The organism is Serratia sp. BNK-17 (assembly GCF_048684935.1).
GTDB lineage: Bacteria > Pseudomonadota > Gammaproteobacteria > Enterobacterales > Enterobacteriaceae > Serratia > Serratia nematodiphila.
On sequence record NZ_JBLQTR010000001.1, the window covers coordinates 141,826 to 165,236 of the forward strand.

At 62.2% G+C, this 23,411-nt stretch carries 23 protein-coding genes; 6 read left to right on the forward strand and 17 right to left on the reverse strand.

The annotated features are described in order from the left end of the window. Window positions 1–49: 49 nt before the first annotated feature. Both ACMGF7_RS00660 and rlmF read right to left on the reverse strand, forming a co-directional pair. Window positions 50–1,354: a methyl-accepting chemotaxis protein gene (locus ACMGF7_RS00660; RefSeq protein WP_306377282.1), complete on the reverse strand. Its 1,305-nt coding sequence runs from the start codon at window positions 1,352–1,354 to the stop codon at window positions 50–52. A gap of 295 nt (window positions 1,355–1,649) precedes the next feature. Then, complete coding sequence (gene rlmF / locus ACMGF7_RS00665; protein ID WP_170310338.1) at window positions 1,650–2,615, reverse strand: 23S rRNA (adenine(1618)-N(6))-methyltransferase RlmF; 966 nt, start codon at window positions 2,613–2,615, stop codon at window positions 1,650–1,652. Window positions 2,616–2,733: 118 nt separating this feature from the next. On the opposite strand from rlmF, the gene ACMGF7_RS00670 reads away from it, so the two are divergent. Then, entirely contained in the window at window positions 2,734–3,363 is a 630-nt protein-coding gene (locus tag ACMGF7_RS00670; protein WP_049200915.1) for a flavin reductase family protein, read from the forward strand. A gap of 168 nt (window positions 3,364–3,531) precedes the next feature. Next, the gene (bhsA, locus tag ACMGF7_RS00675; protein WP_015377148.1) at window positions 3,532–3,792 is read left to right on the forward strand and encodes a multiple stress resistance protein BhsA; all 261 of its coding nucleotides are present in this window, start codon (window positions 3,532–3,534) and stop codon (window positions 3,790–3,792) included. A 68-nt stretch (window positions 3,793–3,860) separates the two neighbouring features. Here the strand turns inward: bhsA and ACMGF7_RS00680 are convergent, their stop codons facing one another. Together ACMGF7_RS00680 and ACMGF7_RS00685 are read right to left on the reverse strand one after the other, a co-directional pair. After that, window positions 3,861–4,277, reverse strand: a complete 417-nt coding sequence (locus ACMGF7_RS00680) for a putative T6SS immunity periplasmic lipoprotein (protein WP_048795879.1) — start codon at window positions 4,275–4,277, stop codon at window positions 3,861–3,863. Then, window positions 4,274–4,714, reverse strand: coding sequence for a hypothetical protein (locus ACMGF7_RS00685; RefSeq protein WP_420286332.1), 441 nt, complete (start codon window positions 4,712–4,714; stop codon window positions 4,274–4,276). The genes ACMGF7_RS00680 and ACMGF7_RS00685 overlap by 4 nt, the downstream gene beginning before the upstream one ends. Before the next feature lie 480 nt (window positions 4,715–5,194). Between ACMGF7_RS00685 and ACMGF7_RS00690 the strand changes: the two genes are divergently transcribed. Continuing rightward, window positions 5,195–5,830, forward strand: coding sequence for a carbonic anhydrase (locus ACMGF7_RS00690; protein WP_004939270.1), 636 nt, complete (start codon window positions 5,195–5,197; stop codon window positions 5,828–5,830). 63 nt (window positions 5,831–5,893) lie between these two features. Here ACMGF7_RS00690 and ACMGF7_RS00695 read toward each other — a convergent pair whose 3' ends face one another. The 4 genes from ACMGF7_RS00695 to ACMGF7_RS00710 are packed head-to-tail and all read right to left on the reverse strand — an operon-like array spanning window position 5,894 to window position 10,906. Next, window positions 5,894–7,750 (reverse strand): M3 family metallopeptidase, encoded by a 1,857-nt coding sequence (locus ACMGF7_RS00695; RefSeq protein WP_164095307.1) that lies wholly within the window; start codon window positions 7,748–7,750, stop codon window positions 5,894–5,896. Window positions 7,751–7,796: 46 nt separating this feature from the next. Next, on the reverse strand, window positions 7,797–8,756 hold the full coding sequence (gene ybiB, locus ACMGF7_RS00700) for a DNA-binding protein YbiB (protein ID WP_049239870.1): 960 nt from the start codon (window positions 8,754–8,756) through the stop codon (window positions 7,797–7,799). A gap of 38 nt (window positions 8,757–8,794) precedes the next feature. Next, entirely contained in the window at window positions 8,795–9,424 is a 630-nt protein-coding gene (locus ACMGF7_RS00705) for an FMN-binding negative transcriptional regulator (RefSeq protein ID WP_164095306.1), read from the reverse strand. A gap of 57 nt (window positions 9,425–9,481) precedes the next feature. Then, window positions 9,482–10,906, reverse strand: a complete 1,425-nt coding sequence (locus ACMGF7_RS00710; protein WP_049239868.1) for an MFS transporter — start codon at window positions 10,904–10,906, stop codon at window positions 9,482–9,484. Window positions 10,907–11,005: 99 nt separating this feature from the next. Between ACMGF7_RS00710 and ACMGF7_RS00715 the strand changes: the two genes are divergently transcribed. Beyond that, window positions 11,006–11,845, forward strand: coding sequence for a helix-turn-helix transcriptional regulator (locus ACMGF7_RS00715; RefSeq protein ID WP_004939285.1), 840 nt, complete (start codon window positions 11,006–11,008; stop codon window positions 11,843–11,845). Here the strand turns inward: ACMGF7_RS00715 and ACMGF7_RS00720 are convergent. The 4 genes from ACMGF7_RS00720 to prpB form a co-directional block, all read right to left on the reverse strand. Next, window positions 11,842–12,471: a LysE family translocator gene (locus tag ACMGF7_RS00720; RefSeq protein WP_025302070.1), complete on the reverse strand. Its 630-nt coding sequence runs from the start codon at window positions 12,469–12,471 to the stop codon at window positions 11,842–11,844. The genes ACMGF7_RS00715 and ACMGF7_RS00720 overlap by 4 nt on opposite strands. A gap of 79 nt (window positions 12,472–12,550) precedes the next feature. Next, window positions 12,551–14,002, reverse strand: a complete 1,452-nt coding sequence (locus ACMGF7_RS00725; RefSeq protein ID WP_197763674.1) for a bifunctional 2-methylcitrate dehydratase/aconitate hydratase — start codon at window positions 14,000–14,002, stop codon at window positions 12,551–12,553. A gap of 50 nt (window positions 14,003–14,052) precedes the next feature. Continuing rightward, complete coding sequence (gene prpC, locus ACMGF7_RS00730) at window positions 14,053–15,216, reverse strand: bifunctional 2-methylcitrate synthase/citrate synthase (protein ID WP_004939298.1); 1,164 nt, start codon at window positions 15,214–15,216, stop codon at window positions 14,053–14,055. Window positions 15,217–15,249: 33 nt separating this feature from the next. Beyond that, the gene (gene prpB, locus ACMGF7_RS00735; protein ID WP_164095305.1) at window positions 15,250–16,140 is read right to left on the reverse strand and encodes a methylisocitrate lyase; all 891 of its coding nucleotides are present in this window, start codon (window positions 16,138–16,140) and stop codon (window positions 15,250–15,252) included. Between the two features lie 244 nt (window positions 16,141–16,384). On the opposite strand from prpB, the gene prpR reads away from it, so the two are divergent. After that, window positions 16,385–17,971, forward strand: coding sequence for a propionate catabolism operon regulatory protein PrpR (prpR, locus tag ACMGF7_RS00740; RefSeq protein WP_164095304.1), 1,587 nt, complete (start codon window positions 16,385–16,387; stop codon window positions 17,969–17,971). A 3-nt stretch (window positions 17,972–17,974) separates the two neighbouring features. Here the strand turns inward: prpR and ACMGF7_RS00745 are convergent, their stop codons facing one another. Next, window positions 17,975–18,883 (reverse strand): DMT family transporter, encoded by a 909-nt coding sequence (locus ACMGF7_RS00745; RefSeq protein WP_004939309.1) that lies wholly within the window; start codon window positions 18,881–18,883, stop codon window positions 17,975–17,977. A gap of 136 nt (window positions 18,884–19,019) precedes the next feature. On the opposite strand from ACMGF7_RS00745, the gene ACMGF7_RS00750 reads away from it, so the two are divergent. Beyond that, window positions 19,020–19,454 carry an Lrp/AsnC family transcriptional regulator gene (locus ACMGF7_RS00750; protein ID WP_033633772.1) on the forward strand — a complete coding sequence of 145 codons (435 nt, stop codon included), beginning with the start codon at window positions 19,020–19,022 and terminating at the stop codon, window positions 19,452–19,454. Here the strand turns inward: ACMGF7_RS00750 and dinG are convergent, their stop codons facing one another. From dinG to ACMGF7_RS00770, 4 genes are all read right to left on the reverse strand, one after another. After that, window positions 19,455–21,653 (reverse strand): ATP-dependent DNA helicase DinG, encoded by a 2,199-nt coding sequence (dinG, locus tag ACMGF7_RS00755; RefSeq protein ID WP_015377137.1) that lies wholly within the window; start codon window positions 21,651–21,653, stop codon window positions 19,455–19,457. A gap of 66 nt (window positions 21,654–21,719) precedes the next feature. Further along, on the reverse strand, window positions 21,720–22,112 hold the full coding sequence (locus ACMGF7_RS00760) for a tautomerase family protein (protein WP_021503923.1): 393 nt from the start codon (window positions 22,110–22,112) through the stop codon (window positions 21,720–21,722). Further along, window positions 22,102–22,434 (reverse strand): carboxymuconolactone decarboxylase family protein, encoded by a 333-nt coding sequence (locus tag ACMGF7_RS00765; RefSeq protein ID WP_273890312.1) that lies wholly within the window; start codon window positions 22,432–22,434, stop codon window positions 22,102–22,104. The genes ACMGF7_RS00760 and ACMGF7_RS00765 overlap by 11 nt, the downstream gene beginning before the upstream one ends. A 124-nt stretch (window positions 22,435–22,558) precedes the next feature. After that, window positions 22,559–23,215, reverse strand: coding sequence for a glutathione S-transferase family protein (locus tag ACMGF7_RS00770; RefSeq protein ID WP_015377134.1), 657 nt, complete (start codon window positions 23,213–23,215; stop codon window positions 22,559–22,561). Between the last annotated feature and the right edge of the window lie 196 nt (window positions 23,216–23,411).

Consider the following 23,411-nt stretch of genomic DNA (forward strand, 5'->3'; position numbering starts at 1 on the left):
TGGGGGAAGGCAAACGCCGCCTCGTTTTCAGAGGCGGCGTCCGGCAGACTCAGTGCAGCGCATCGCCCTGCTTCACCGAGGTAAAGGCCTGCATCAGCTTCACGACGTCATGCATGCCGATATTGACCTGGTTGATCACTTCCCCGGCGTCATGGGTCAATGCCACACCGCCGCCGGCCTGTTCCACGCAGGTCGCCATGCCGGCGATCGCCGCCGCCACGCCTTGCTGGATAGACTTGGTCATGCGTTCGATCTCGGTCGCCGCCTTGCGCGACTGTTCCGCCAGCGTGCGCACCTCGTTGGCCACCACCGCAAAACCGCGCCCGTGCTCACCGGCGTGGGCAGCTTCGATGGAGGCGTTAATCGCCAGCAGGTTGGTTTGGGAGGCGATTTTACGAATGGCTTCGACGATGGTGCCGATCTGCTGAGAGCACTTGCCGAGCTCGGTGACCACGTCCGAGGTTTCGCGCGCCGCCGCTTCGACCTGCTGCATGCCCTTCACCGCCTGCTGCACGATGACCGCGCCCTGCGCCGCCTGCCGGTCAGTATCCAGCGACAGATGATGCGCGTTGCGCACCATCTCTTCTTCGTGCTGCTGCTGTTGCATCAATCGGGTGATGTCCTGGGCAATTTTCACCACTTTCACCACCTGGCCTTCATTGTCGAGGATCGGGTTGTAACTGGCCTCCAGCCATACCCGTTCGCCGCGCCGGTTGACGCGCTCAAAACGCCCGGTGATAAACTCGCCGCGCGCCAGGCGCTGCCAGTGCCGCCGATAGTCGTCGGAAGCGGCGAACGCCGGCGGGCACAGCACCGCATGCGACTGCCCGCACGCCTCATCCAGCCGATAGCCCATCAGCGCCAGCATATTGTCGTTGGCGCTGACAATGTCGCCCTGCGGCGTGAAAGAAATCATCGCCATCGATCGATTCAGCGCCGCCAGCAGGCTGCGGTGTTCCTGCGCCTGGGTCACTCGCTCGGTCACTTCGCTGGCGATCTTGACGATTTCCACCACCTTACCCTGTTTATTCAGCACCGGCGCGTAGGTGCCCTGCAGCCATACCGTCTCGCCGTTTTTCGCGATGCGTTTTAGGGTGTCCGTGATGGGTTGCCCCTTATTCAGCGTCTCCCAATGCTTGCGGTACAACGGGCTGGCGACATAGTTCGGATCGCAGAAAATACGGTGATGCCGGCCAATCACGTCATCGCGTTGAAATCCCAGCGTGCTGAGGAAAAGATCGTTGGCGCGCAATACCGTGCCGTCGGGCGAGAAGACGATCATCGGAACGGCGTGTTCTATCGCGCCCAGCTCGGCGCCTTTGTGGGTAGTTAACTGACTGAATCGTAACAGCATAAGGTGTAGTCCTTGTGGCAGAAGATGGCGCTTTTCTTATTTTTGCCTGGCCACATGCCGCGCCCACACGCAGACGTGCCATCGCGGAAGGAACGGGCAGCGCCGTTCCTTCTGGTTATTGCTATTAACCGGATTAAATTTATTTATTCAGTAAAGTAATTATTAGAATTTAAATAAACTAACAGCCTAAGATTTTTATTAATAAACCCGTATTGAGAATAACGTAAGTGATGAAAATTGAAAGGTAAAATGCGGATTTTTGTCGGCGCCGGCAGGATAACCGGCGCCGGAAGGGTTAGCGCCAGCGTTCGGCTGCCCAGGCGGCCTGTTGCTCGGCGTCGTGGAAGGTCCAGGCGACGAAGCGGCTGATCTTCTGCCCTTGCGCCATCTCGATGGTGCGTACCTCGGCCGCGCCCGCCACGTTCAACGCATGGTAGATGGCCGGCAGCGTGGTGTTTTTCGAGATGAGTGAGGTAAACCACAGGCAGTGGTTGGCCTTGCCGACGCTCTCTGCCACCATCTTGCGCACAAAGGCTTCTTCGCCGCCTTCACACCACAGCTCATTGTTCTTGCCGCCGAAGTTTTGCACCGGCTTGGCGGCCACTTCCCCTTTGCCCAATTTGTGCAGCTTGCGGCGGGTGCTGGCGCGCGCTTCCTGCTCGGACGCATGGAACGGCGGGTTGCACAGGGTGGCGTCGAATTTCTCGGCCGCGCCGATGATGCCGCTAAAAATCAGCTCAGGCTGTTTTTGCAGCCGCAGACGCACACTGTTACGCAGCGTCGGGTTCATCTCGACGATCATCTTGGCCGAGTTGAGCGACACCGGATCGATTTCAGACCCGGTGAAACGCCAGCCGTATTCGCGCAGGCCGACGATCGGGTAGATGCAGTTGGCGCCGACGCCGACGTCGAGGATCGCCACACCCTTGCCGCGCGGGATCTCGCCGCCGTTGCTGGTCGCCAGCAGATCCGCCAGGTGGTGCAGATAATCGGCGCGGCCGGGGATCGGCGGGCACAGGTAGTCCGCCGGAATATCCCAGTGTTCAATGCCGTAAAAGTGTTGCAGCAACGCACGGTTGAGCATTTTCACCGCCGCCGGATCGGCGAAGTCCACCGAGACATCGCCCCAGGCGTTCGGCTTCACGAACGGCGCCAGCGCCGGGCAGCTGGCGATCAGCGCCGGGAAGTCGTAGCGCGAACGATGACGGTTGCGCGGATGCAGGCCGCTTTTCTGCTGCGGGAAGGTTTTCTTTTTTTCCACCGTGACGGGCTCTCTTGAAGGTATTTCCGACGCGTAAGATAACACATCCGGCCCGCAATGGCGCAGCGGCGGGAAACCCGGCACAATGAAAGCTTCATCGATTGCCACAGGGTCCCCCATGAGCCGTGAATCTCGTTATTATTATGAACCCGCCGCCGGCCACGGCCTGCCGCACGATCCGCTGAACGCCATCGTCGGCCCGCGCCCCATCGGCTGGATCTCTTCCCGCAGCGCCGCCGGCTTGCGCAATCTGGCGCCCTACAGCTTTTTCAACTGCTTCAACTATCGCCCGCCGATCATCGGTTTCGCCAGCACCGGCTGGAAAGACAGCGTGGCGAATATCGTGGAAACCGGCGAGTTCGTTTGGAATCTGGCGACGCGCCCGCTGGCGGAAGCGATGAACAACAGCGCCATCAACCTGCCGCGCGGCGAGGATGAATTCGCCTTCGCCGGCGTCACGCCACTGCCCGGACGCCGGGTCAAAGCCGAGCGCGTGGCCGAAAGCCCGGTGAACTTCGAATGCCGCCTGACCCAGTGCATTCAGCTGCAAACCGCCGCCGGTGAACAGGTGGAAACCTGGCTGGTATTGGGCGAGGTGGTGGCGGTGCACCTCGATCCGGCGCTGCTGGACGAACACGGCGTCTACCAGACCGCCGCCGCCGAACCGATCCTGCGCGCCGGCGGCCCGACCGCCTACTATGGCATTTCCGAACAGCACCGTTTCGATCTGGCGCGCCCGACGCGCTGATCGTCTCCCCCCGTTTAGGCAGAAGATGAACGGGGGAGTAAACAATCAAAAAATATGAACAAAACAATCAACACTCTCCGATTTCATCCCGCCTGTCACTGCGCAATAATCTTTCCATCGAAAGGCAACCCCCTTTCTCCCTAATTCACTTTGACAGGAATGACGAACATGAAAACCATCAAAACTTTTGCTGCTGCTATCGCCCTGGCTACCGTTTCTTTCACTACTTTCGCCGCTGAGCACGTCAGCGCCCAGGATGCCGCCCAATTCGAAAAAGCCGGCGTGATCGTCGCCAGCGGTGCGACCGACCTGAGCAGCCTGAAGTCTCAGCTGGCCGCCAAAGCCGATGCGGCAGGTGCCAAGGCCTTCACCATCACCTCCACCAGCGGTAACAACCTGATGCACGCCACCGCGGTTATCTACAAATAATCACCGCCCCAGACGTCAAAAAGCCCGCCGGCTATCACCCCGGCGGGTTTTTTTTATGTTCGCGTACGTCAGCGCTGAATGGGTACGACAGCGAGTTTATTACCATCCGCTTTATCAGCAACCACTGTAAATTCAGTCCAATATTTGCGCGGCGCCTCATTTGACGCATTGCCGACCGTCGCAATCTCAACCGAATAGCTATGCCCAATCTGGAACCCGCCGAAAGCCTCCGTCAGGCATTCGCCTGGCATGACCGCTATCGGTTGCTGACCTGGCGCAACCGAAGTGGACCATTCCGCCTTCCCGCCGGCCCCCGGTTGATAAATTCCGATGCCCACCAGCTCGCGTTTTCCGGCAATATCGTCCGGCACGCTAACGCATACGCGATTATTTTTAACGCTGACGTTTGCCGGATAGAACCAGGGACGCTCCTGCACACAGCCGCTCAGTAATACCAGCGCCAATAAAAAAGTCAGTTTTTTCATTTCATTGCCTTAGGGTTACGCGGCTCTCGTAGGAACAACCGTAACACGGTTTCATAGCGAGTTTTAAGATCTGGCCCTTCCAAGCCAGTCATCCGTTTGTTACGACGCCACTCTTCTCTACTAAAACGAATAAGTAAAAAGTAATCGGCAAGGATGGAGGCCTGTTGCTCCATTCCGTAGTCAGCGAGAGTGTTATAGTTGGGAAGAGAGTATTCATAAGTTGCCGCCCAGCTCATGGTACCTCTGAGCAACACATTCATCTTCATTTGATACTGCCAAACATGCGCCATTTCATGGATAAACCAATGTTGAAAACCCGCGCTCTCTCTTGAATAATCTTCACGAAAATTCTTTGGAGTGAAATAAATTTCGCCGTTCGGTGTAACGGCCGTATTGTCATTTTGCAAACCTAAAGGGAAATAACCCGCGTTATGCACACTCACTCTCGAGTAATCGATAGCATTCTTAAAAATGATCTAGGCTATTCCTATCTCACCGACGGTGAGCTTTCGCGCCATTCCTTTAGCCGTAGTCATATCGTCAGTTCCATTAACAAGTGAAAGAATACCCTAGCATAAATAGCCACCTTGTGCGGGAATGCCCTGATAGTTTGGGATAATTCTCCCGGAAAAATTGATGGTCTCCCCTCGTTATTGCGGAACAAATTTTTATTTATGATGGACTAAATAAAATATATTTATTCTTTGAATAAGTAAGGTAACTGGTTTCTTACCGTCTGCTTCTTCAGCACCCCACGCGTAAACGAACCGGACAATGCTGCCGAAAACGGGTAGAAACCCCGTATTTAATGGGGTTTGCAGGGGGGATGAGCACACATTTTTTTACCACCCCATGGCTGGACTAACGGGAGAGGATGATTATCATGTTACGCAGACTACAGATGCAGAGAGCGTTGTATGCAACATATCATTGAAGGTTTCCTCAGTTTCCAGAAAGAGATTTTCCCACAGCGTAAGGAACTGTTTCGCAGCCTTGCCTCCAGCCAAAATCCTAAAGCGCTTTTCATCTCCTGTTCTGACAGCCGTCTGGTGCCCGAGCTGGTGACGCAGCAAGAACCTGGGCAACTGTTCGTTATCCGCAACGCCGGCAACATCGTTCCTTCCTTTGGCCCGGAGCCGGGCGGGGTTTCTGCGACCATCGAGTATGCGGTGGTGGCATTGGGTGTTACTGATATCGTGATTTGTGGCCACTCGAACTGTGGCGCCATGAAGGCTATCGCGTCCTGCCAGTGCCTCGACCCCATGCCTGCGGTAGCTCACTGGCTGCACTATGCGGATGCGGCCAAAGCAGTGGTCGAGAAGAAAACCTGGAATAGCGAAACAGACAAAGTTAACGCTATGGTGGAAGAGAACGTTATTGCTCAGCTAAATAATATCAAAACCCATCCTTCTGTGGCGGTGGGTCTGCGCAACAGCGGGCTGCGCCTGCACGGCTGGGTGTACGACATCGAAAGCGGCGAAATTCGCACGCTGGATAGAAACACCAAGAGCTTCGTGTCTCTGGCCGATAATCCCGACGTCTATTTCGAATAAAATCACGCCTGGTTTTAACCATTAAATAAAATCCACGCTTCCGCGTGGATTTTATTGTCAGCCTTAAACCAAACGCGCCTCTATCGCTGCGGCGAAGTCGCGGCACATCCGTTCGTCACCGTCGGCGTTGTCTGCCAATACCGTCTCGCCATCCACCACCCGAATATGCGCCTGCAAATCGAAATCCGCCGGCGGCTGCGGGCGGGCGGCGGCGGCGGCCATCGTCTGCTGCGCCTCATGCCACGCCTGCGCCACCGTCTGGTTGCAGGCCTGCGCCAGATAGTCCGGATTAAACCCTTCGCCGGTCAGGCTGCGCAGCGTGTCGTCGTGGCTGACGCTGTTGCCCGGCAACCAGTAGTGTTGCGCCAGATCCGGGCCGATGGCCGGGTTGTCCGTCAGATAACCGTCGCGCTGCAGGAAGAAGTGGCGGGTTTGTTCCACCGCCATCATCGCCAGCAGGTAGCCCTGATAAGAACAGGCGGACTCCAGCGACAGCAGATGCGGGATCGCCAGCGTCGGGCGCGGGCTGCCGCTGATGCCGAGGATCTTCTGCTCAACCTCGCGCGCCAGCGCGGTGATGGCTTCCGGCGTGTGCTGCTCGTCATCCCACTGATACAGCGCCCACTCGAAGTACGGCACCAGCAGGATATGGCGTTCGTTGAACGCGCGCATCGGCTGACGCGCCGCGATGCCGGCTTCGATCAGCGCATCCGGCACTGCCTCACCGGCGGCGTTTTTCGCATAGCGTTTCAGCCAATCGGCGTCGTCCAGCAGACTGTCGCAGAACATCGACTGGGTTTCGGCATAGGCCATCGAAGTCGGCGGGAACTCCTGCGAGAAGCACGGCGCATTCTGGCGAATGTTGGCGAAGTGCGCCGCGTGGCCGCCCTCGTGGAACAGCGTGTTGAGCCCGTAAGCGCCGCTGCCCACCTGCCCCGGCTGCGCCAGGCTAGTGAAGTTGATGCGCGCCGGCACCCACTCCCCTTGGCGCACAAACGGCGGCACCGGGCCGTGCATGAAGCCGTTCTCATACTTGCCTTTACGCACCAGCAGATCGAGGTTCATCTCCGCGCCGCCAAAACCGATGTGCAGGCGTTTGAAGCTGTCGACCCAGCGTTCCAGCGAACGGGAAAACGGGAAGTAAGGATCCAGTTGGCGGGTGACGTCGCCGGCGCTGGCGAAGCGCACGTTCCACGGCTCCAGCGCCTGGCTGCCCTTCTCGGCCGCCAGCTGTTGCAGACTGCGCGCGTTGGCCTCGCGGGTTTCCCGCTCGAAACGATCCAGAATGGCGAACAACTGCTCCGGCGTCATGCGCTCAGTCTTGTTCACCTTGTAGTCGAAATAGTTGCGATAACCCATCTGGCGCGCAAAGCGGTTGCGCAGGCCGATCAGCTCCGGCAGGCCGTTATGCAGCAGCCATTGCTCCAGATCGCGCAGCGCCTGCTGCGAGCTGCGGCGATAGTCTTCGTTCGGGTTGGTCGCCTGGTTGGTCAACAGCTCGCCGAGCGAAGCCGCCACGCGCTGGCCGCCGGCGTTCAGATGGGTGACCTGATAGCCCTTGCGGCGCGAGTAGAGATCGGATTCGGCGTGGATGATCTGATCCAACAGCGCCTGCGCCTGCGGATCTTCGATGGCGTTGCAGTCGAAAAAGCGCAGCCAACCTTGCAGGCCGTGGATCAGCGCATCGCGCTGCGCCTCCTGCGGCAACGCTTCCAATCCGGCCAGCAGAGTGCGGATCTCCGCCAGCCGGCGCGGTTCGGCGATAAAGCGCTTATAGGCGCTTTCGGCGGCGGAAAAGCGCGCCGAGACGTCTTCACCGCCGGTGCCCATGTAGTTTTGCCAGAACAGCTCTTCTTTGGCGCGGTGTACGTCGAGGTAATCCTGGTTCAATTGATTGAAGTAATCGAGAGCCTGTTGCATAACCGTCCTTCTCAGCCGATGAGGAAATATCCCAGTATAGTCGCGCTCAGGCCTGATGCAGGCGCTGCAGCCCCTGCTCCAGCGTCTCGCTCTCGCCGGCGGCCACCAGACAACAGGCGATCTGCCGCTGAATGGCCAGCGGGATCGCCACCTCGCCGGCCAGGCAGCGCTCGGTCCAGCGCGCGGTGGTTTCCGCGTCTTTCGCCGCCGGCAAGAGCGGCGTTTCATCCTGCAAGGTGCGTTCCAGCAAGATGCGCTGTTCGCCGCCGACGATATGGTGAATCTGCGGGCAGCGCAACGGGTTGGCGTAGGCTTCGCCTTCCGTGCCGTGCATCAACAGCCCGCGGGCGCCGATCTGACGGAAAAACGACGCCACCCGGCCGACATACTCCGGGTGTGAGACACTGGCGAGGCGCAGCGCATCCTGTTCGCCGAACGGCGTCGCCAGCTTGGCCAACGTATGGGCGCTGTTGCGCACCCCCATGCGCCAACGCAGCCCGAGCTGCCGCGCCAGCGGCGCCGACAGCGTGGAAACCGGCATGAATACCGCCTCGCCGTTATCGAGACGCTGTTGGGCGTGAGCGGTCTGTTCCGACCATGGCAGCCCAAGCGCGCGGAAAATCTCGGCGCTGGTCACGCGGGTGCTGTCGTCCAGTACGCCATGCACCACCACCGGCAGGCCCACTTTCGCCAGCAGCAGCGCCAGCAGCGGCGTCAGGTTGGCCTGCTTGCGCGCGCCGTTGTAGCTCGGCAGCACCACCGGCAATGGCCTCCCCTGCGGCGCCTGCAACGGCAAGACCTGCTGTTGCATCGCCTGGTAAAAACCCAGCATCTCTTCTTCGGCTTCGCCCTTGATACGCAGCGCGATCAGAATGCCGCCCAACTCCAGCTCGGGGACCTCCCCGGCCAGCATCGCCTGATACAGCTCAAAGGCGGTCTGTCGATCCAGATCGCGCGCATGGTTTTTGCCGCGGCCTATTTCTTTGATAATTTTGGTGTAATCCATCCGAAGGTTCCCTCAGCCCACTCTTCGGTTAGCATACCCTATCCGCGCCGCCGCTCAACCTCCGCCGCCAGTCGCCGCTGCGCTTCATCGCCATCGCGCAGCCCGGCGATCACCCCGCCGGCATCCTCGGTGCTGCGGTTTTGGCTCATTTTCCATTTGCCTTCGCGCCGGGTGACGGCGATCTCAATACCGACGATGCCTTTAAGCTGTGCGGCGATGTAGTTGGCCGGCGCATCCTCGAGCCGCCAGGGTTCAGGACGCCGCCCTTCCTGCTGCGCGGTGAGATCGATCAGTTGGCGGCGCAGCCAGGCCGGGTCGTCCGTCACCGTCGGCACGCCATGCAGTTGCACCACGCTGTAATTCCAGGTCGGCACCACCTTGCCGGTCTGGCGCTTGCTCGGGTACCAGCCGGGCGACACATAGCCCTCCTGGCCCTGAAAAATCACCAGACATTCCGCCGCCTGTTGCAAACGTCGCCAGTGCTCGTTGGCGCGCGACAGGTGCGCCCGCAGCCGGATCTGCCCCTGTTCGACATCGGCCACAAACGGCAGCGGATCGGCCGTCAATCCCTGCTTGCCGTGGCTGACCAACAGCCCCAGCGGGTGGGCGCGCACCAACGCCAGTTGGGCATCCAGATCGTCTTCGCGAAATGCGGCGGGTTGAAACATCAGTGTGGCTCCTTATCGCGCTCTCATGATGACGACAGTAAAGCACCCGCCGGCGGCCTACTTAAGATCCGCTTTCTGAGTATTTCGAGTGATCCGGTTTAACAAGATCAGGGCGACGCCCATCGCCACCAAATTACAGAGCATCGCACCGGCAAAGGCCTGGGCATAGCGTTCCGCCGCGCCGCCGCTCGCCAACAGCGGCACAAAACCGACGCCGCTGACCACGATACCCAGCGCGCCCCCCACCTGCTGCACGGTGGCCACCAGACCCGCCGCCATGCCCGCCTGCCGCTCCTGCGCCAAACCCAGCACCAGATTCAGCAGCGGCGTCATGCTCAGCGCCTGGCCGAATCCCAACACCACCAACCCCGGCAGCAGCCGCAGCGGATGCGCCAGCGCCGCCCCCCACAGCGCCTGCGCCATCAATAGCGCCAACCCGGCGGCGTAAATCGCCACGCCCACGCTCAGCACGCCGTTGCCCCAACGCAGCGTCAGCCGGGGCGCCAGCATCGAGGCCAGCATAAAGGCCGCGCTGGCCGGGGCGAACAGGCTGCCCGCCTGAAAAGGCGTCAGCCCCGCCCCCGCCTGCAGCAGCAGCGCGAAGCACAAGAAAAACGAGGAAGCGGTGGCATAAATCGCCAGCACCACCGCCATACCCGGCGCGAAGCCCGCCTGGCGGAACAGCGCCGGATCGAGCACCGCATCATCACCGCGCTGCGCCAGGCGGCGTTCCCAACGCAGGAAGCCCCACAGCGTCAGCAGCGCCAATGCCAACATCGGCGCGATCCACCACGGCCAACCGCGCGCCGGGCCTTCCAGCAACGGCAGCAGCAACAGCGACAGGCCGGCCGCCGCCAGCCACAGGCCGACGCCGTCCAGCCGCTGCGCCTGCGCCACCCGCGATTCGGGAATGCGCCGCGCCGCCCACAGCGCCAGCGCGCCGATAGGCAAATTGATCAAAAAGATCATGCGCCAGCCGCTGCCGAACAGGTTGGCCTCGATGATAAACCCGCCGAGGATCTGGCCGAAGATTGCCGCCAACCCCAGTGTCATGCCCAGCCAGGCGAAAGCACGCCGCCGCTGTTGCGGCGCGTACAGCACCCGCATCAAGGCGTAAATTTGCGGGAACAACAGCGCCGCCGCCGCCCCCTGAAGGATACGCGCGGCGATCAGCAGGCTGAGCGATCCCGCCAGTCCGCACAACAGGGAACTCAGCGTGAATCCCAGCATGCCGAGGCTGAACAGACGCCGACGCCCGAAGCGATCGCCCAGACGCCCACCGGCGATCAACAGCACCCCAAACGCCAGTTCATAACCGGCGACGATCAAACCGATACCGGCGAAATCGGCGGCGAACTGTTGCTGGATCACCGGCGCCGCCACGTTGACCACAAACAGATCGAACACCGTGACGAAGCCGCCCAACAGCAGCACCGGCAGGCCGGGCAATCCCCGCCGTTCAACAGATAATGAATGTTCCATACCACCTCCAGAGATTATGATGGTCGCAGTATGGAATAGAGTTTAAACTGTTACTATATAGCCATTTATACTATTACTAACAGCAACAGGACGGCCGACATGCCCCCACGCACCCTCGAACGCACCCGCCACGAACTGGGGGATTTTCTGCGGCAAAAGCGAGAACAACTGTCGCCGGAGGCAGTCGGCTTGCCGAGCGGCAGCCGCCGCCGCACGCCGGGCTTGCGGCGCGAGGAGGTGGCGGCGCTGGCCGGCGTCGGCCTCACCTGGTACACCTGGCTGGAGCAAGGCAGGGAAATCAATGCGTCGGTGACGTTTTTGGAAAATCTGGCGCGGGTGCTGCAGCTCGACGCCGCCGGCCGCTACCACCTGTTTTTATTGGCGCATCAGCGCCCGCCGGTGCCGGTCGGCCATCAGTGGTGCCAGGTTTCGCCGTTGGTGCGGCGCCTGCTGGACGACCTGACGCTGCGGCCGGCCTACGTCATGAACCTCAGTTGGGACATCATCGCCTGGAATCCGGCGGCGCAGCGGCTGTTCGCCATCGGCGAGCGCCCGGCGCAAGAGCGCAACATGTTGTGGATGCTGTTTGCCGATCCGCAGCTCAATGCGCGCCTGCTGGAGTGGCGGGCGCAGGCGCCGCAAATCCTGGCCAGCTTCCGCCGCGACTACGCCCGTGCGCCGGAGGATGAGGTGATGCGCCAACGGGTACAGGCGCTGGAGCAGGTATCGCCGCAGTTCCGCCAGCTCTGGCGGCAGCATGATATTCACGGACGTTGCCAGGGGCGGCGCAGCTTCACCCTCCCGGAGATCGGCCCGGTCACCTTTGACCACGCCTCTTTCATCGTCGACGAAGAGAACCACCTGCGGCTGGTGATGTACAGCGCGCTGCCGGACGAACCGGCCAGCGCGGCGTTTGAAGCGCTGCTGCGCGAAGATTAACGACGGCTGTCGAAAATGAGTTTGCAGGCCAGCCCGGCGAACACGCCGCTCAGCAGATAGTTCGGCCAACGGGCGCTGAAGCGGCGGCCGGCGAAACGGCTTTTCATGCCGCTGACCGCCAGGATCACCCCGCCGTTAATCAGCAAGCCGACCAGATTCAGCACCGTCGCCAGCGCCAGCATCTGCACCACCACCGAGCCGGCGCGCGGATCGATAAACTGCGGGAACAGCGCCAGCACGAACAGCGCCATCTTCGGGTTGAGGATGTTGGTGAACAATCCCTGACGGAAAATGCGCGCGGTCGGCACCGCCTGCAAGCCGGCGGAAGCCTGCAGACTGCTGCCGGATCGCAGCGTTTTCCACGCCAGATAGAGCAGATAGGCCGCGCCCAACATTCTCACCGCGTCGTAAGCCAGCGGCACGGCGACGAACAGTTGCGACAACCCCAGCGCCGCCGCCAGCGCGTGGCAGTAAGTGCCGAGCTGGATGCCCGCCAGCGAAGCGAAACCGGCGCGCCGCCCCTGGCTGACGCTGCGCGAAGCGATCAGCAGCATATCCGGGCCGGGGGTCAGCGCCAGCGCCACGCAGGCGCCGGAAAACAACAACAGCGTTGCGGCATCAATCATGAATCACCTGATAAGAAGACGGACGGGGATGGAGCCTCCATCATAGCGACGCCGACGTGGCTTGTCAGCGCCGCTCGCGTCAGATCACCCACAAATCGAGGTACTCGTTGACCGGCATCTGCGCCAGCCGCTGCCGATCCAGCGACACCTCGAGAATGCGCTGCTGCTGCAGGGCCGGGAACTGGCGCGCCAGGTTGGTTTTGAACTTCTCGATCAGCAGCGGGATGCCCGCTTCGCGCCGCCGCGCATGGCCGATAGGGTACTCCACCGCCACCTCATCCAGACGGCTGCCGTCAGTGAACTCCACCGTCAGCGCATTGGCGATCGAGCGTTTTTCCGGATCGTGATAATCGCGCGTGAAGGCGGGATCTTCATGGCAGTGGATCTTGCCGCGCAATGCGTCGATACGCGGATCCTCGGCCACCCGATCCTCGTAATCGGCCGCCGTCAGCCGGCCGAACAGCAGCGGGATCGCCACCATATACTGAATGCAGTGATCGCGATCCGCCGGGTTATCCAGCGGCCCTTGCTTGTCGATAATGCGCAGGCAGGCCTCGTGGGTGCGGATGCTCACCCTGGCGATATCGGCGGCGGTTTTGCCGGCGGCCTGCATCTGGCGGTGCAGCGTCATGGCCGCCTCCACGGCGGTCTGGGCATGGAACTCCGCCGGGAACGAAATTTTAAACAGCACGTTCTCCATCACATACGCGCCGTACGGCCGCTGGAAGCGGAAAGGTTCGCCGTTGAACGAGACGTCGTAGAACCCCCAGGTCGGCGCCGTGAGCGCCGAGGGATAGCCCATCTCGCCGGTGGCGGCCATCAGCGCCAGCCGCACCGCGCGCGCGGTCGCATCCCCCGCCGCCCAGGATTTGCGGGTGCCGGCGTTCGGCGCGTGGCGGTAGGTGCGCAGCGACTGCCCGTCCACCCACGCCAGCGACACCGCGTTCAGGATCGCCTCGCGGCTCAGGCCGAGCAGCTGCGCCACCACCGCGGTGGACGCCACCTTCACCAGCAGCACGTGATCCAACCCCACTCGGTTGAAGGCGTTTTCCAGCGCCAGGCAGCCCTGGATCTCGTGCGCCTTGATCATGGCGATCAGCACCTGCCGCATGGTCAGCGGCGCTTTGCCCGCCGCCACCGCCTGACGCGAGAGCCAGTCGGCCACCGCCAGGATCCCGCCCAGGTTGTCCGACGGGTGGCCCCACTCCGCCGCCAGCCAGGTGTCGTTGAAATCGAGCCAGCGGATCATGGCGCCGATATTGAACGCCGCCTGCACCGGATCCAGCTGGAAGCGGGTGCCCGGCACCCGGCTGCCGTTCAGCACCTCGGCGCCCAGCACCACCGGCCCCATCAGTTTCTTGCAGGCCGGGTAGCTCAGCGCCTCCAGCCCGCAGCCGAGGGTATCGAGCAGGCAATAATGGGCGGTGCGGTACGCCGCCGGGGTATCGACGGCCTCTTTCATCACATAATCGACGATATCGACCATCTCGCGATCGAACGGCGGACGGCCGGTGTTGGCAGACTCAAGCATCATGATCCCCAAAGGCTCCATAGTGAAAACGACACGATAACGATCGGCGCTCAGCGCTGATCCAGCGGTACGAACGCCCGCGCTTCCGGCCCGGTATAGTTGGCGGACGGGCGAATGATTTTGTTGTCCTGCCGTTGCTCGATGATGTGCGCCGACCAGCCGCTCACCCGCGCCATGACAAACAGCGGCGTGAACATTTCGGTAGGCACCCCCAGCTGGTGGTAAGACACCGCCGAGAACCAGTCGAGGTTGGGGAACATGTTTTTGGTGTCGCGCATCACGCTTTCCAGCCGGTCGGCGATGTCATACAGCTTCATCGCGCCCGCTTCCTGCGACAGGCGCAGCGCGATCTCTTTGATCACCTGATGGCGCGGATCGGAGACGGTGTACACCGGGTGCCCGAAGCCGATCACCACCTCTTTGTTGTCGATGCGGCGGCGAATGTCGGCTTCCGCTTCGTCCGGCGTTTCATAGCGCTGTTGGATCTCCAGCGATACCTCGTTGGCGCCGCCGTGCTTCGGCCCGCGCAGCGCGCCAATGGCGCCGACGATCGCCGAATAGACGTCGGATCCGGTGCCGGCGATCACCCGGCCGGCGAAGGTCGAGGCGTTGAACTCATGCTCGGCGTACAGGATCAGTGACGCATGCATTGCCTGTTCCCAGCTGGCGGAAGGCGCTGCGCCGTGCAGCAGGTGCAGGAAGTGGCCGCCGATGGAATCGTCGTCGGTCTCCGGCTGAATGCGCTCGCCGTTGTGACTGTAGTGATACCAATAGAGCAGCATCGATCCCAACGACGCCAGCAGCCGATCGGCGATGTCGCGTGCGCCGGCCGCGCCGTGCTGTTCTTTTTCCGGCAGGGTGCAGCCGAGGGCCGAAACGCCGGTGCGCATCACGTCCATCGGGTGAGACGCCGCCGGCAGCGCCTCCAGCACCGTGCGCACGCTGGCGGGCAGGCCGCGCAGCGCTTTGAGACGGTGTTTATAGGCCTGCAGCTCGTCGCGGTTGGGCAACTTGCCGTGGATCAGCAGATGGGCGACCTCTTCAAACTCGCAGTGGCGCGCGAGATCGAGAATGTCGTAACCGCGATAGTGCAGATCGTTGCCGCTGCGTCCTACGGAACACAGCGCGGTATTCCCGGCGGGCACGCCGGATAACGCCACGGATTTTTTCGGCTTAACGCCAGTCGGGCTTTGCGGGGGGATCGCTTGGCTCATACTGTCCTCATTTGACTTCTGCGTGAATGGCGCTTATTCGTCGCGTTTGCGAGCGAACAAAGCGTCGAGTTTCTCTTCGAACAAATAGTAGTTGATGCTTTCGTACAGCTCGTTGCGGGTCTGCATGGTGTCGATGACGCTTTTCTGCGTGCCCTCCTCGCGCAGGGCGCGGTACACCCGCTCCGCCGCCCGGTTCATCGCCCGGAAGGCCGACAGCGGATACAGCGCCATATCCACCCGGGCGCTGCGCAGCTCGTCGGTGGTGAACAGCGGCGTCGCGCCGAATTCGGTGATGTTGGCGAGGATCGGCACCTGCGTCGCTTCGGCGAAGCGGCGGTACATGCCCAGCTCGGTGATCGCCTCCGGGAACAGCATGTCGGCCCCGGCCGCCACGTAAGCCTGAGCACGCTCGATGGCCGCCTCCAGCCCCTCCACCGCCAGCGCGTCGGTGCGCGCCATGATCACGAAGTCCGGATCGCTGCGCGCATCCACCGCCGCCTTGATGCGATCCACCATCTCTTCGGTGGAAACGATGGCCTTATTGGGCCGATGGCCGCAGCGCTTGGCGCCGACCTGATCTTCGATATGCAGCGCCGCCGCCCCGGCCTTGCTCACCGCGCGCACCGTGCGGGCGACGTTGAACGCCGATGCGCCGAAACCGCTGTCGACATCCACCAGCAGCGGCAGCGGGCAGACGTCGGTGATGCGGCGAATATCGGTCAACACATCGTCCAGCGTCGAAATGCCCAGGTCCGGCAGCCCCAGCGAACCGGCCGCCACGCCGCCGCCGGAAAGATAGATGGCCTGGAACCCCGCCCGCTGGGCCAGCAGGGCATGGTTGGCGTTGATCGCGCCGGCGATTTGCAGGGGTTTCTCTTTACTCAGGGCCTGACGAAAGGCGAGCCCGGGTGAGCGCAGCGTCATGACGTTCTCTCCGATTAGCTAGATGGAACAGACAGAGCAAGGGGCGGGCCAGGTTGCACTTTGGCGGGGAAAAAATTAAAAGCGATAAAAATAAGTGAGTTATAAAATTCGCGTCGCCATTGGGCAGACCAAGCGATAAAAAACGTTTCAGTTAACGTTTCAATCGCGGTTTCACTCGGCATATTTGAAACATGAATGAAACAAGGCTACACCTAATGCAGCCACTTTCATTCGGTAACCCACCATGAGCGATCACATCACGCCGTCCCGCACGCCGGACAAACCGGTGATCTGGACCGTCTCCATCACTCGCCTGTTCGACCTGTTCAGGGATATCAGCCTCGAGTTCGACCATCTGGCGGTCATCACCCCGATCCGCCTCGGCTTTGAGGAGGCGGTGCAGCATATCCGCGCTCGCCTGGCGACCGAGCCTTGCGACGCCATTATCGCCGCCGGCTCCAACGGCGCCTACCTGAAAAGCCGCCTGTCGGTGCCGGTCATTTTGGTCAAACCCGGCGGCTTCGACCTGCTGCAGGCGCTGAGCAAGGCGCGCAGAACCGCCGATCGAATCGGCGTCATCACCTACAAAACGCCGCTGCCCGCGCTGCTGGAGTTCCAGCAAACCTTCGATCTGCCGCTGGAGCAACGCAGCTACGTCACCGAAGAGGACGCGCGCGGCCAGATCGCCGAGCTGAAAGCCGCCGGCATTCAGGCCGTGGTCGGCGCCGGCCTCATCAGCGATCTGGCGGAAGAGGCCGGGCTCACCGCCATTTTTCTCTATTCCGCCGCCACCCTGCGCGCCGCCTTCAGCGACGCGCTGGACGTGACGCGCCTGATGCTGGGCGGCGCCAAACGCGGCGGCGACTACGCCGCGCGCAATACCCTGCAGCCGCGCTATGGGCTGAGCGATTTACAGGGCGATTCCCCGCAGATGGAGCAGACGCGGCGCACCATCATGCTGTACGCCCGATCGCCGGCGGCGGTGTTGATCGAAGGCGAAACCGGCACCGGCAAAGAGCTGGCGGCGCAGGCGATCCACCGCGAATACTTTTCCCGGCGCGGCGCGACGCCGCCGTTCGTCGCCATCAACTGCGGCGCCATCGCCGAATCGCTGCTGGAGGCGGAACTGTTCGGCTATGAGGAAGGCGCCTTCACCGGCTCACGGCGCGGCGGCCGACGCGGGCTGCTGGAAACCGCCAACGGCGGCACCCTGTTTCTGGATGAGATCGGCGAAATGCCGCTGCACCTGCAAACCCGGCTGCTGCGGGCGCTGGAAGAGAAAACCATCACCCGAGTCGGCGGGCAACAGCCGGTGGCGGTCGATTTTCGCGTTATCAGCGCCACCCACAATCGCCTGGAGCAGGCGATTCAACAGGGCGATTTTCGCGCCGATCTGTTTTACCGTCTGAGCGCCCTGCGGCTGCAGCTGCCGCCGTTGCGGGCGCGTGGCGACGATATTGCGATGCTGGCGGAACACTTTCTGAAACAGTCGCTGGCGGCGCTCGACGTGCCGCTGACGGAGCCGCTGCGCACCGCCCTGGCCGGCTGTTACGCCGCGCTCAGTCATTACGCCTGGCCCGGCAACCTGCGCGAGCTGCGCAACATGATGGAGCGGGTGGCGCTGATGCTGAGCACCGGCGTCGCGCCGAGCGGCGAGACCCTGCAGTGGCTGCTGCCGGAGCTGGCGGTGGCGCCGCCGCCCGAGACGCCGGCGGCGCCCGTCTCCGCCCACGAAGCCCTGGCGCAGTGCGGAGGCGACCACGCCGCTGCCGCCCGGTTGCTCGGGATCAGCCGCACCACTTTATGGCGCCGGCTGAAAAAACCGCGCTGAGCATCAGCCGGCGCGCCGGCCGTCCGAGGCCGGCAGCAGCCGCGCTCGCCGCTCGCCCAGCAGGTTCATGCCCGCCGCCGCCAGCAGGATGATCGCCGCGCCCAGCAGCTGCCACACAGACAGCCGGTGGCCAAACGCCAGGCGATCCACCAGCATAGCGGCGATCGGGTAGATGAACGACAGCGAGCCGATCAGATTGGTGGGCAGCTTCTGCAGGGCGCCGTACATCAACACGTACATCAGGCCGGTGTGCAGCACGCCGAGCGTCGCCAGCATCCCCCACTGCCCCACGCTGGCCGAAACGTGGAAATCCACCAGCGGCAACAGCATCACCGCCCCCACCGTCACCTGGATCAGCGCAATAAGATGCGGCGGCGTGCCCTTCAGCCGCTTGGCCGCCAGCGCCATCAGGGCGTAGAAAAACGCCGCGCCGAGTGCCAGCGCGATGCCCGCCAGATAATGACTCTGCTCCCCCGCCTGCCGCGGCTGCGCCAGCACCACCAGCATCATGCCGCCGAACGCCAGCCCCAGCCACAGCAGCTTGCGAGCGGTCAGCCGTTCCCCCAGAAACAGCGCCCCCAGCCCCACCAACATAAACGGCTGGGTGTTGTACACCGCGGTGGCGATGGAGATAGACGCGTAGGAATAGGCGGCGAACAGCAGCAGCCAGTTGATCACCAGCGCGACGCCGCCGGCGATCGCCAGCAGCAGCGTGGCGCGCGTCAGCGCATCGCGCCGCAGCTGCCCCAATACGCCGCACACCGCCAGCAGCACCAGCGCGCCTACCGCGCAGCGCCAAAACACCACGTTGATAACCGGCTGGCCGGACATCAACACAAACCAGCCGATGGAGCCGGAAATCAACATCGCCGCCGCCATCTCCAGCGATCCGCGTTTTATCTCTGCATTCATTCTGCGTTCCTCGAAGCTTGCCCAGAGATATAGCTTGCGGCTTCGCCGGGCGGCTTTCCATAGCATAAAAAAGGCAGATATGCTTAACTGCCTTTTTCTCGCAGCTATAATAATGAAAACACCTAACGGAGGCGTTATGGATGATATCGATCGCCAAATCCTGACCATTCTGGCGGACGATGCGCGCGCATCGTTGAAGACGCTGAGCGCGCAGGTGGGCCTGTCGTCGCCAAGCACGTCGGAAAGACTGCGGCGGCTGGAGGAAAACGGCGTGATCCAGGGCTATACCCTGAACGTCAATCTGCAGGCGGTGGGCTACGCCTTCGAGTCGCTGGTGCGCATCAAGCCGCTGCCGGGCATGCTGAAGAAGGTCGAGCAGCTGATTCAGGCGATCCCGGAAGTGGTCGAATGCGATAAGGTGACCGGCGAAGACTGCTTTATCGTGCGGCTGGTGGCGCACTCGATGGAACAGCTCGACCACACCCTCGATCGGCTGGCCGAGCATGCGCAGAGCAACACCTCGATCGTGAAAACCACGCCGGTCAAGCGCCGCCTGCCGCCGCTGCTCTGATTAACGCCGCCGCTTGCGGGCGAACGGGTTGCCGCGCTTCTTCTCTTTTTTGGCCGCGTCGGCGGCGGATTTCAGCGCCGCCAGATGCGCCTTGTCGGCCTCCGGCACCGCGCGCTGCTCGATCGGGAACACCGGCAGCGACGCCAACAGCCGCGAACCGTAATTTTTGGTCAGCAACCGGCGATCGTAGATCACGATCTCGCCGTAGCATTGGTTGCTGCGGATCAGACGGCCGACCTGCTGGATCAGGTTGAACGAGGCGCTCGGCAGGCTCTGCACTTCGAACGGATAGCGCTTCAGCGATTTCAGCCACTCGCCTTCGGTGATGATCACCGGGCTGTCGATCGGCGGGAACGCGATTTTGTGAATGTGCACCTGGGTCAGCAGTTCGCCTTTCAAATCCAGCCCTTCGGCGAACGATTGCAGCCCCACCAGCACGCTGGCGACGCCCTTCTCCACCCGCTTGCGGTGCTCTTCCACCAGCCGGTAGCGCGGCTGGTCACCCTGCACCAGCAGCATCAGCCGCAGATCGGTCACGTAGCTGAGGAAAGTCTGCATCGCCCGGTGGCTGCTGAACAGGATCAGCATGCCTTTGTGCTTGCCGCTCGCCTGCTCGGCGCGGAAAAACCGCGCCATTTCCTCGAGGTGCTCCGCCTCGTTGGCGAGCGCCGGTTCGTAGCGCATCTGCGGAATAACAATCTTGCCCTGTTCGACGTGATTGAACGGCGAAGAGAGCGTTTCGAAGCGATCGCCGGCCTTCTCGCTCAGCCCGCTCATCTCCTGCAAACGCGCGAAGCTGTTCAGTGAACGCAGCGTGGCCGAGGTGACCACCACGTGCGGCACCTTGCGCCACAGCAGCTTCTCCAGCTGATCGCTGACGCGGATGCCGACGCAGTGCAAATACAGATGGGTGACGTTATCGCGCAGTTCGCGCGTGACCCATTTGGAGATCGGCGCATTGGACGACTTGTCGAGCGCCGCCAGCCGCCACAGCTTGCTCATCGCTTCCAGATAGCCCAGCGTGCGGCTCATCTGCAGGATGGCGCGGTGCAGGCGCATGATGTCGTGCTTGCCGGTCTGCTCAGTAAGATCGTTAAGCACGAACTCCGCCAGCCCGCGCAGTGCATCGGTCAGTTTAAACAGCCGCGCGCAGCTCTCCACCATCTCCGCCGGCAGCTCGCCCATTTCAAAACGGTGCTCGGCGGCCACGCTGTCGCCGGGCAGGTAGGCGCTGACCTGATGCTCGAAGATCTGCACCAGTTCGCGCAGCTCCTCGCAATGGTTTTTCAGCCGTTCGCTGTTGGCCAGCCCCGGCGGATTCTTCGGCCGGTACTGCGTCATGCACTGTTCGACCTGGCGCACGATCATGTCCAGCTGCAGGTTGGTCGACAGCGCAGTGATTTCGCCGTCGATCTCCAGCGCGTCGCGCGCCACCTCCGGCAAATGGTGGCCTTCGTCCAGCACCAGCAGCAACTCTTTCGGGTTCGGCAGCACCGATTCCGTCTCCAGCGCCGCCATCACCAGCGCGTGGTTGGCCACCACCACGTCGGCGCTCTCGATCTCTTTGCGGGCGATATAGAACGGGCATTCGCGAATGTAGTGACAGTTGCGCCCCAGGCAGTTGGCCTTGTCGGTGCTCAGCTTGGCCCACAGCGGATCGTCGATGCTCTGCTGATAGTGATCGCGCAGCCCATCCCACTCAAAGCGGGCCAGCGCCTTGGTCAGTTTCTGGCACAGCGCCTGCTCTTCGCCGCTGGACGGCGCCAGCTCGTCGTCGAGGAACAGCGTCAGATCGCCCTGTTGACTGACGTCGGTGCTCATCGCCGCCAGGTTGCGCGGGCAGACGTAACGCCCGCGGCCAAAGGCGCCGGTAAATTTCAGATCGGGGATAATCTTCTTCAGCAGCGGCAAATCCTTGCTGTAAATCTGATCCTGCAGCGCCACGTTGGCGGTGCTCACCACCAGCGGCTTGCTCTCCGCCCGCCCGACGGCGATGCCCGGGATCAGGTAAGACAGCGTTTTGCCGACGCCGGTCGGCGCCTCGATCGCCAGATGGCGCGGGTAGTCGCCGGCCAGCGTCTTGGCCACCTCGGCGATCATCTGGCGCTGGGGCGCGCGGGAAATAAAATCCGGTATTTGCTGCTGCAGGGCTTTGTACCACTGGCCAATCTGATCTTTAACTGCGGAGGAGAGCGCCATTCAACTCTTATCTAAACGAAATGATGGCGCTATTGTCCCACAGACCGCCGACGACGTCAGCCCGAGTTACGTCTGCGGATCGATCATTGAGGCGCGCCCGCCGCCGAATGACCACTCGTCCCGCTGGGTGGTGGCGATCACCACCATCACATCCTCGGGGTTCAGCCGCAGGTTTTCCGCCAGCAGCGCCGCCAGCCGCCCGTAGAAGCGCCGCTTGGTGTCGCTGTCGCGCGGCCGCCCGGCGGTGATGTAAAACAGCACGAAATCCGCGCTGCGCGGCCCGCCGAGATAGTCGCGATCGTAGATAAGCTCACCGGGGCGGTATTGATCGATCGCCTGAAACCTGTCCGCCGGCGGCACCTCGAAGGCCTCCACCAGCGCCTGATGCAGGCTGTCGGACAAGGTTTGCAGATAGTCGGCAGACTTGCCCTGATGCAGGGCGATGCGGCTAAACGGCATGGGGCGCCTCCGGTTCCAGCTCACGCAGGCGCGCCACGGCCGACGCCGCCGCGGGCCAGCCGGCGTAAAACGCCAGGTGGGTGATGAGCTCCGCCAATTGCGGGCGATCGACACCGTTGCGCTGCGCCAGCTGCAGATGAAACGGCAGTTGCTCCAGGCGGTTGAGCGCCACCAGCGCGGCGACGGTGATCAGGCTGCGCTCGCGCGGGCTCAGCTCTGGCCGCTGCCAGACATCGTCAAACAAGACGCTGTCGCTGAGCCGCGCCAGCTTGGGGGCGATATCGCCGAACGCCTGTTGCCCGGCCTGGGATTTTGATGGCATCACACTCTCCTGTCAGTTGCGGATAACCTTACGCTACCCGCCGCCGAGGCGAGTGAAAATCGGGATTTTCGGCACTCTCAGTTCAGAAAAACGGGATGGTTCCCCGCCGGGCGGCGGGGCGATTTCACGGTTCCAGCGAGGCAACGCCGTCGAAATGGGCGCTCAGCAGCGCATTCAGCTCCGGCCGCCGCTCCACCCGTTCGGCAATGGCGTAAAGCCGCGGGCAGTGTTGCCGGAACCACGCGCGGCCCGGCCGCCAGTTGCACATTACCGCCACGTACAGATCCAACGCGCTGAAGCTCTTGCCGAGAAACCACGGGCCAGACGCCCCTGCGGCGGCGTTCAACTGCCGCAATAAACGCTCACGATAATCCATTACCGCGTTTTTCAGCTGTTCCGCCCCTGCCGCCTGCGGCTGCCAGCGCTGCGGATGGTCGGCATAGGTGAAGGTGGGGTAAATCTCCGCGTTGATGAACAGCAGCCAGCGCAGAAAACGCGGCAACAGCGGCGAACCGCCGGGCGGCGCCAGCTCGGCATGCGGCGCGCGATCGTGCAGCAGCAGGATAATCGCCGCACTCTCCGTCATCACTTCGTCATTGGGCAACACTAAGGTGGGCACCTGACCCAGCGGGTTCAGCGCCAACAGGCGATCGCGCTCCGGGCCGTCCTGCGTGTAATCCACCTCCTCATAGCCCCAGGGGAAAGCGGTCAACGCCAACGCGGCGGCCACGATGGTCGAACCGCAGCCCTGCGTACCGAACAAAGTATAAGTATCGTGCATGATTCCTCCCGCAGCGGAACAAGGTATCGGTAACTGTAGACCAGCCGCAGACCATCGGCTGAAGAAAAAATTCACCCTTTGCGCGACTTTTTTAATCGTTCGACATGAAAATGAATTTTTTGTCATAAATAGATCACATTACTACGGTAAAAATTCTCCGCCGCCAACAATCAGGCGGCACAGTAAAACAGCAATG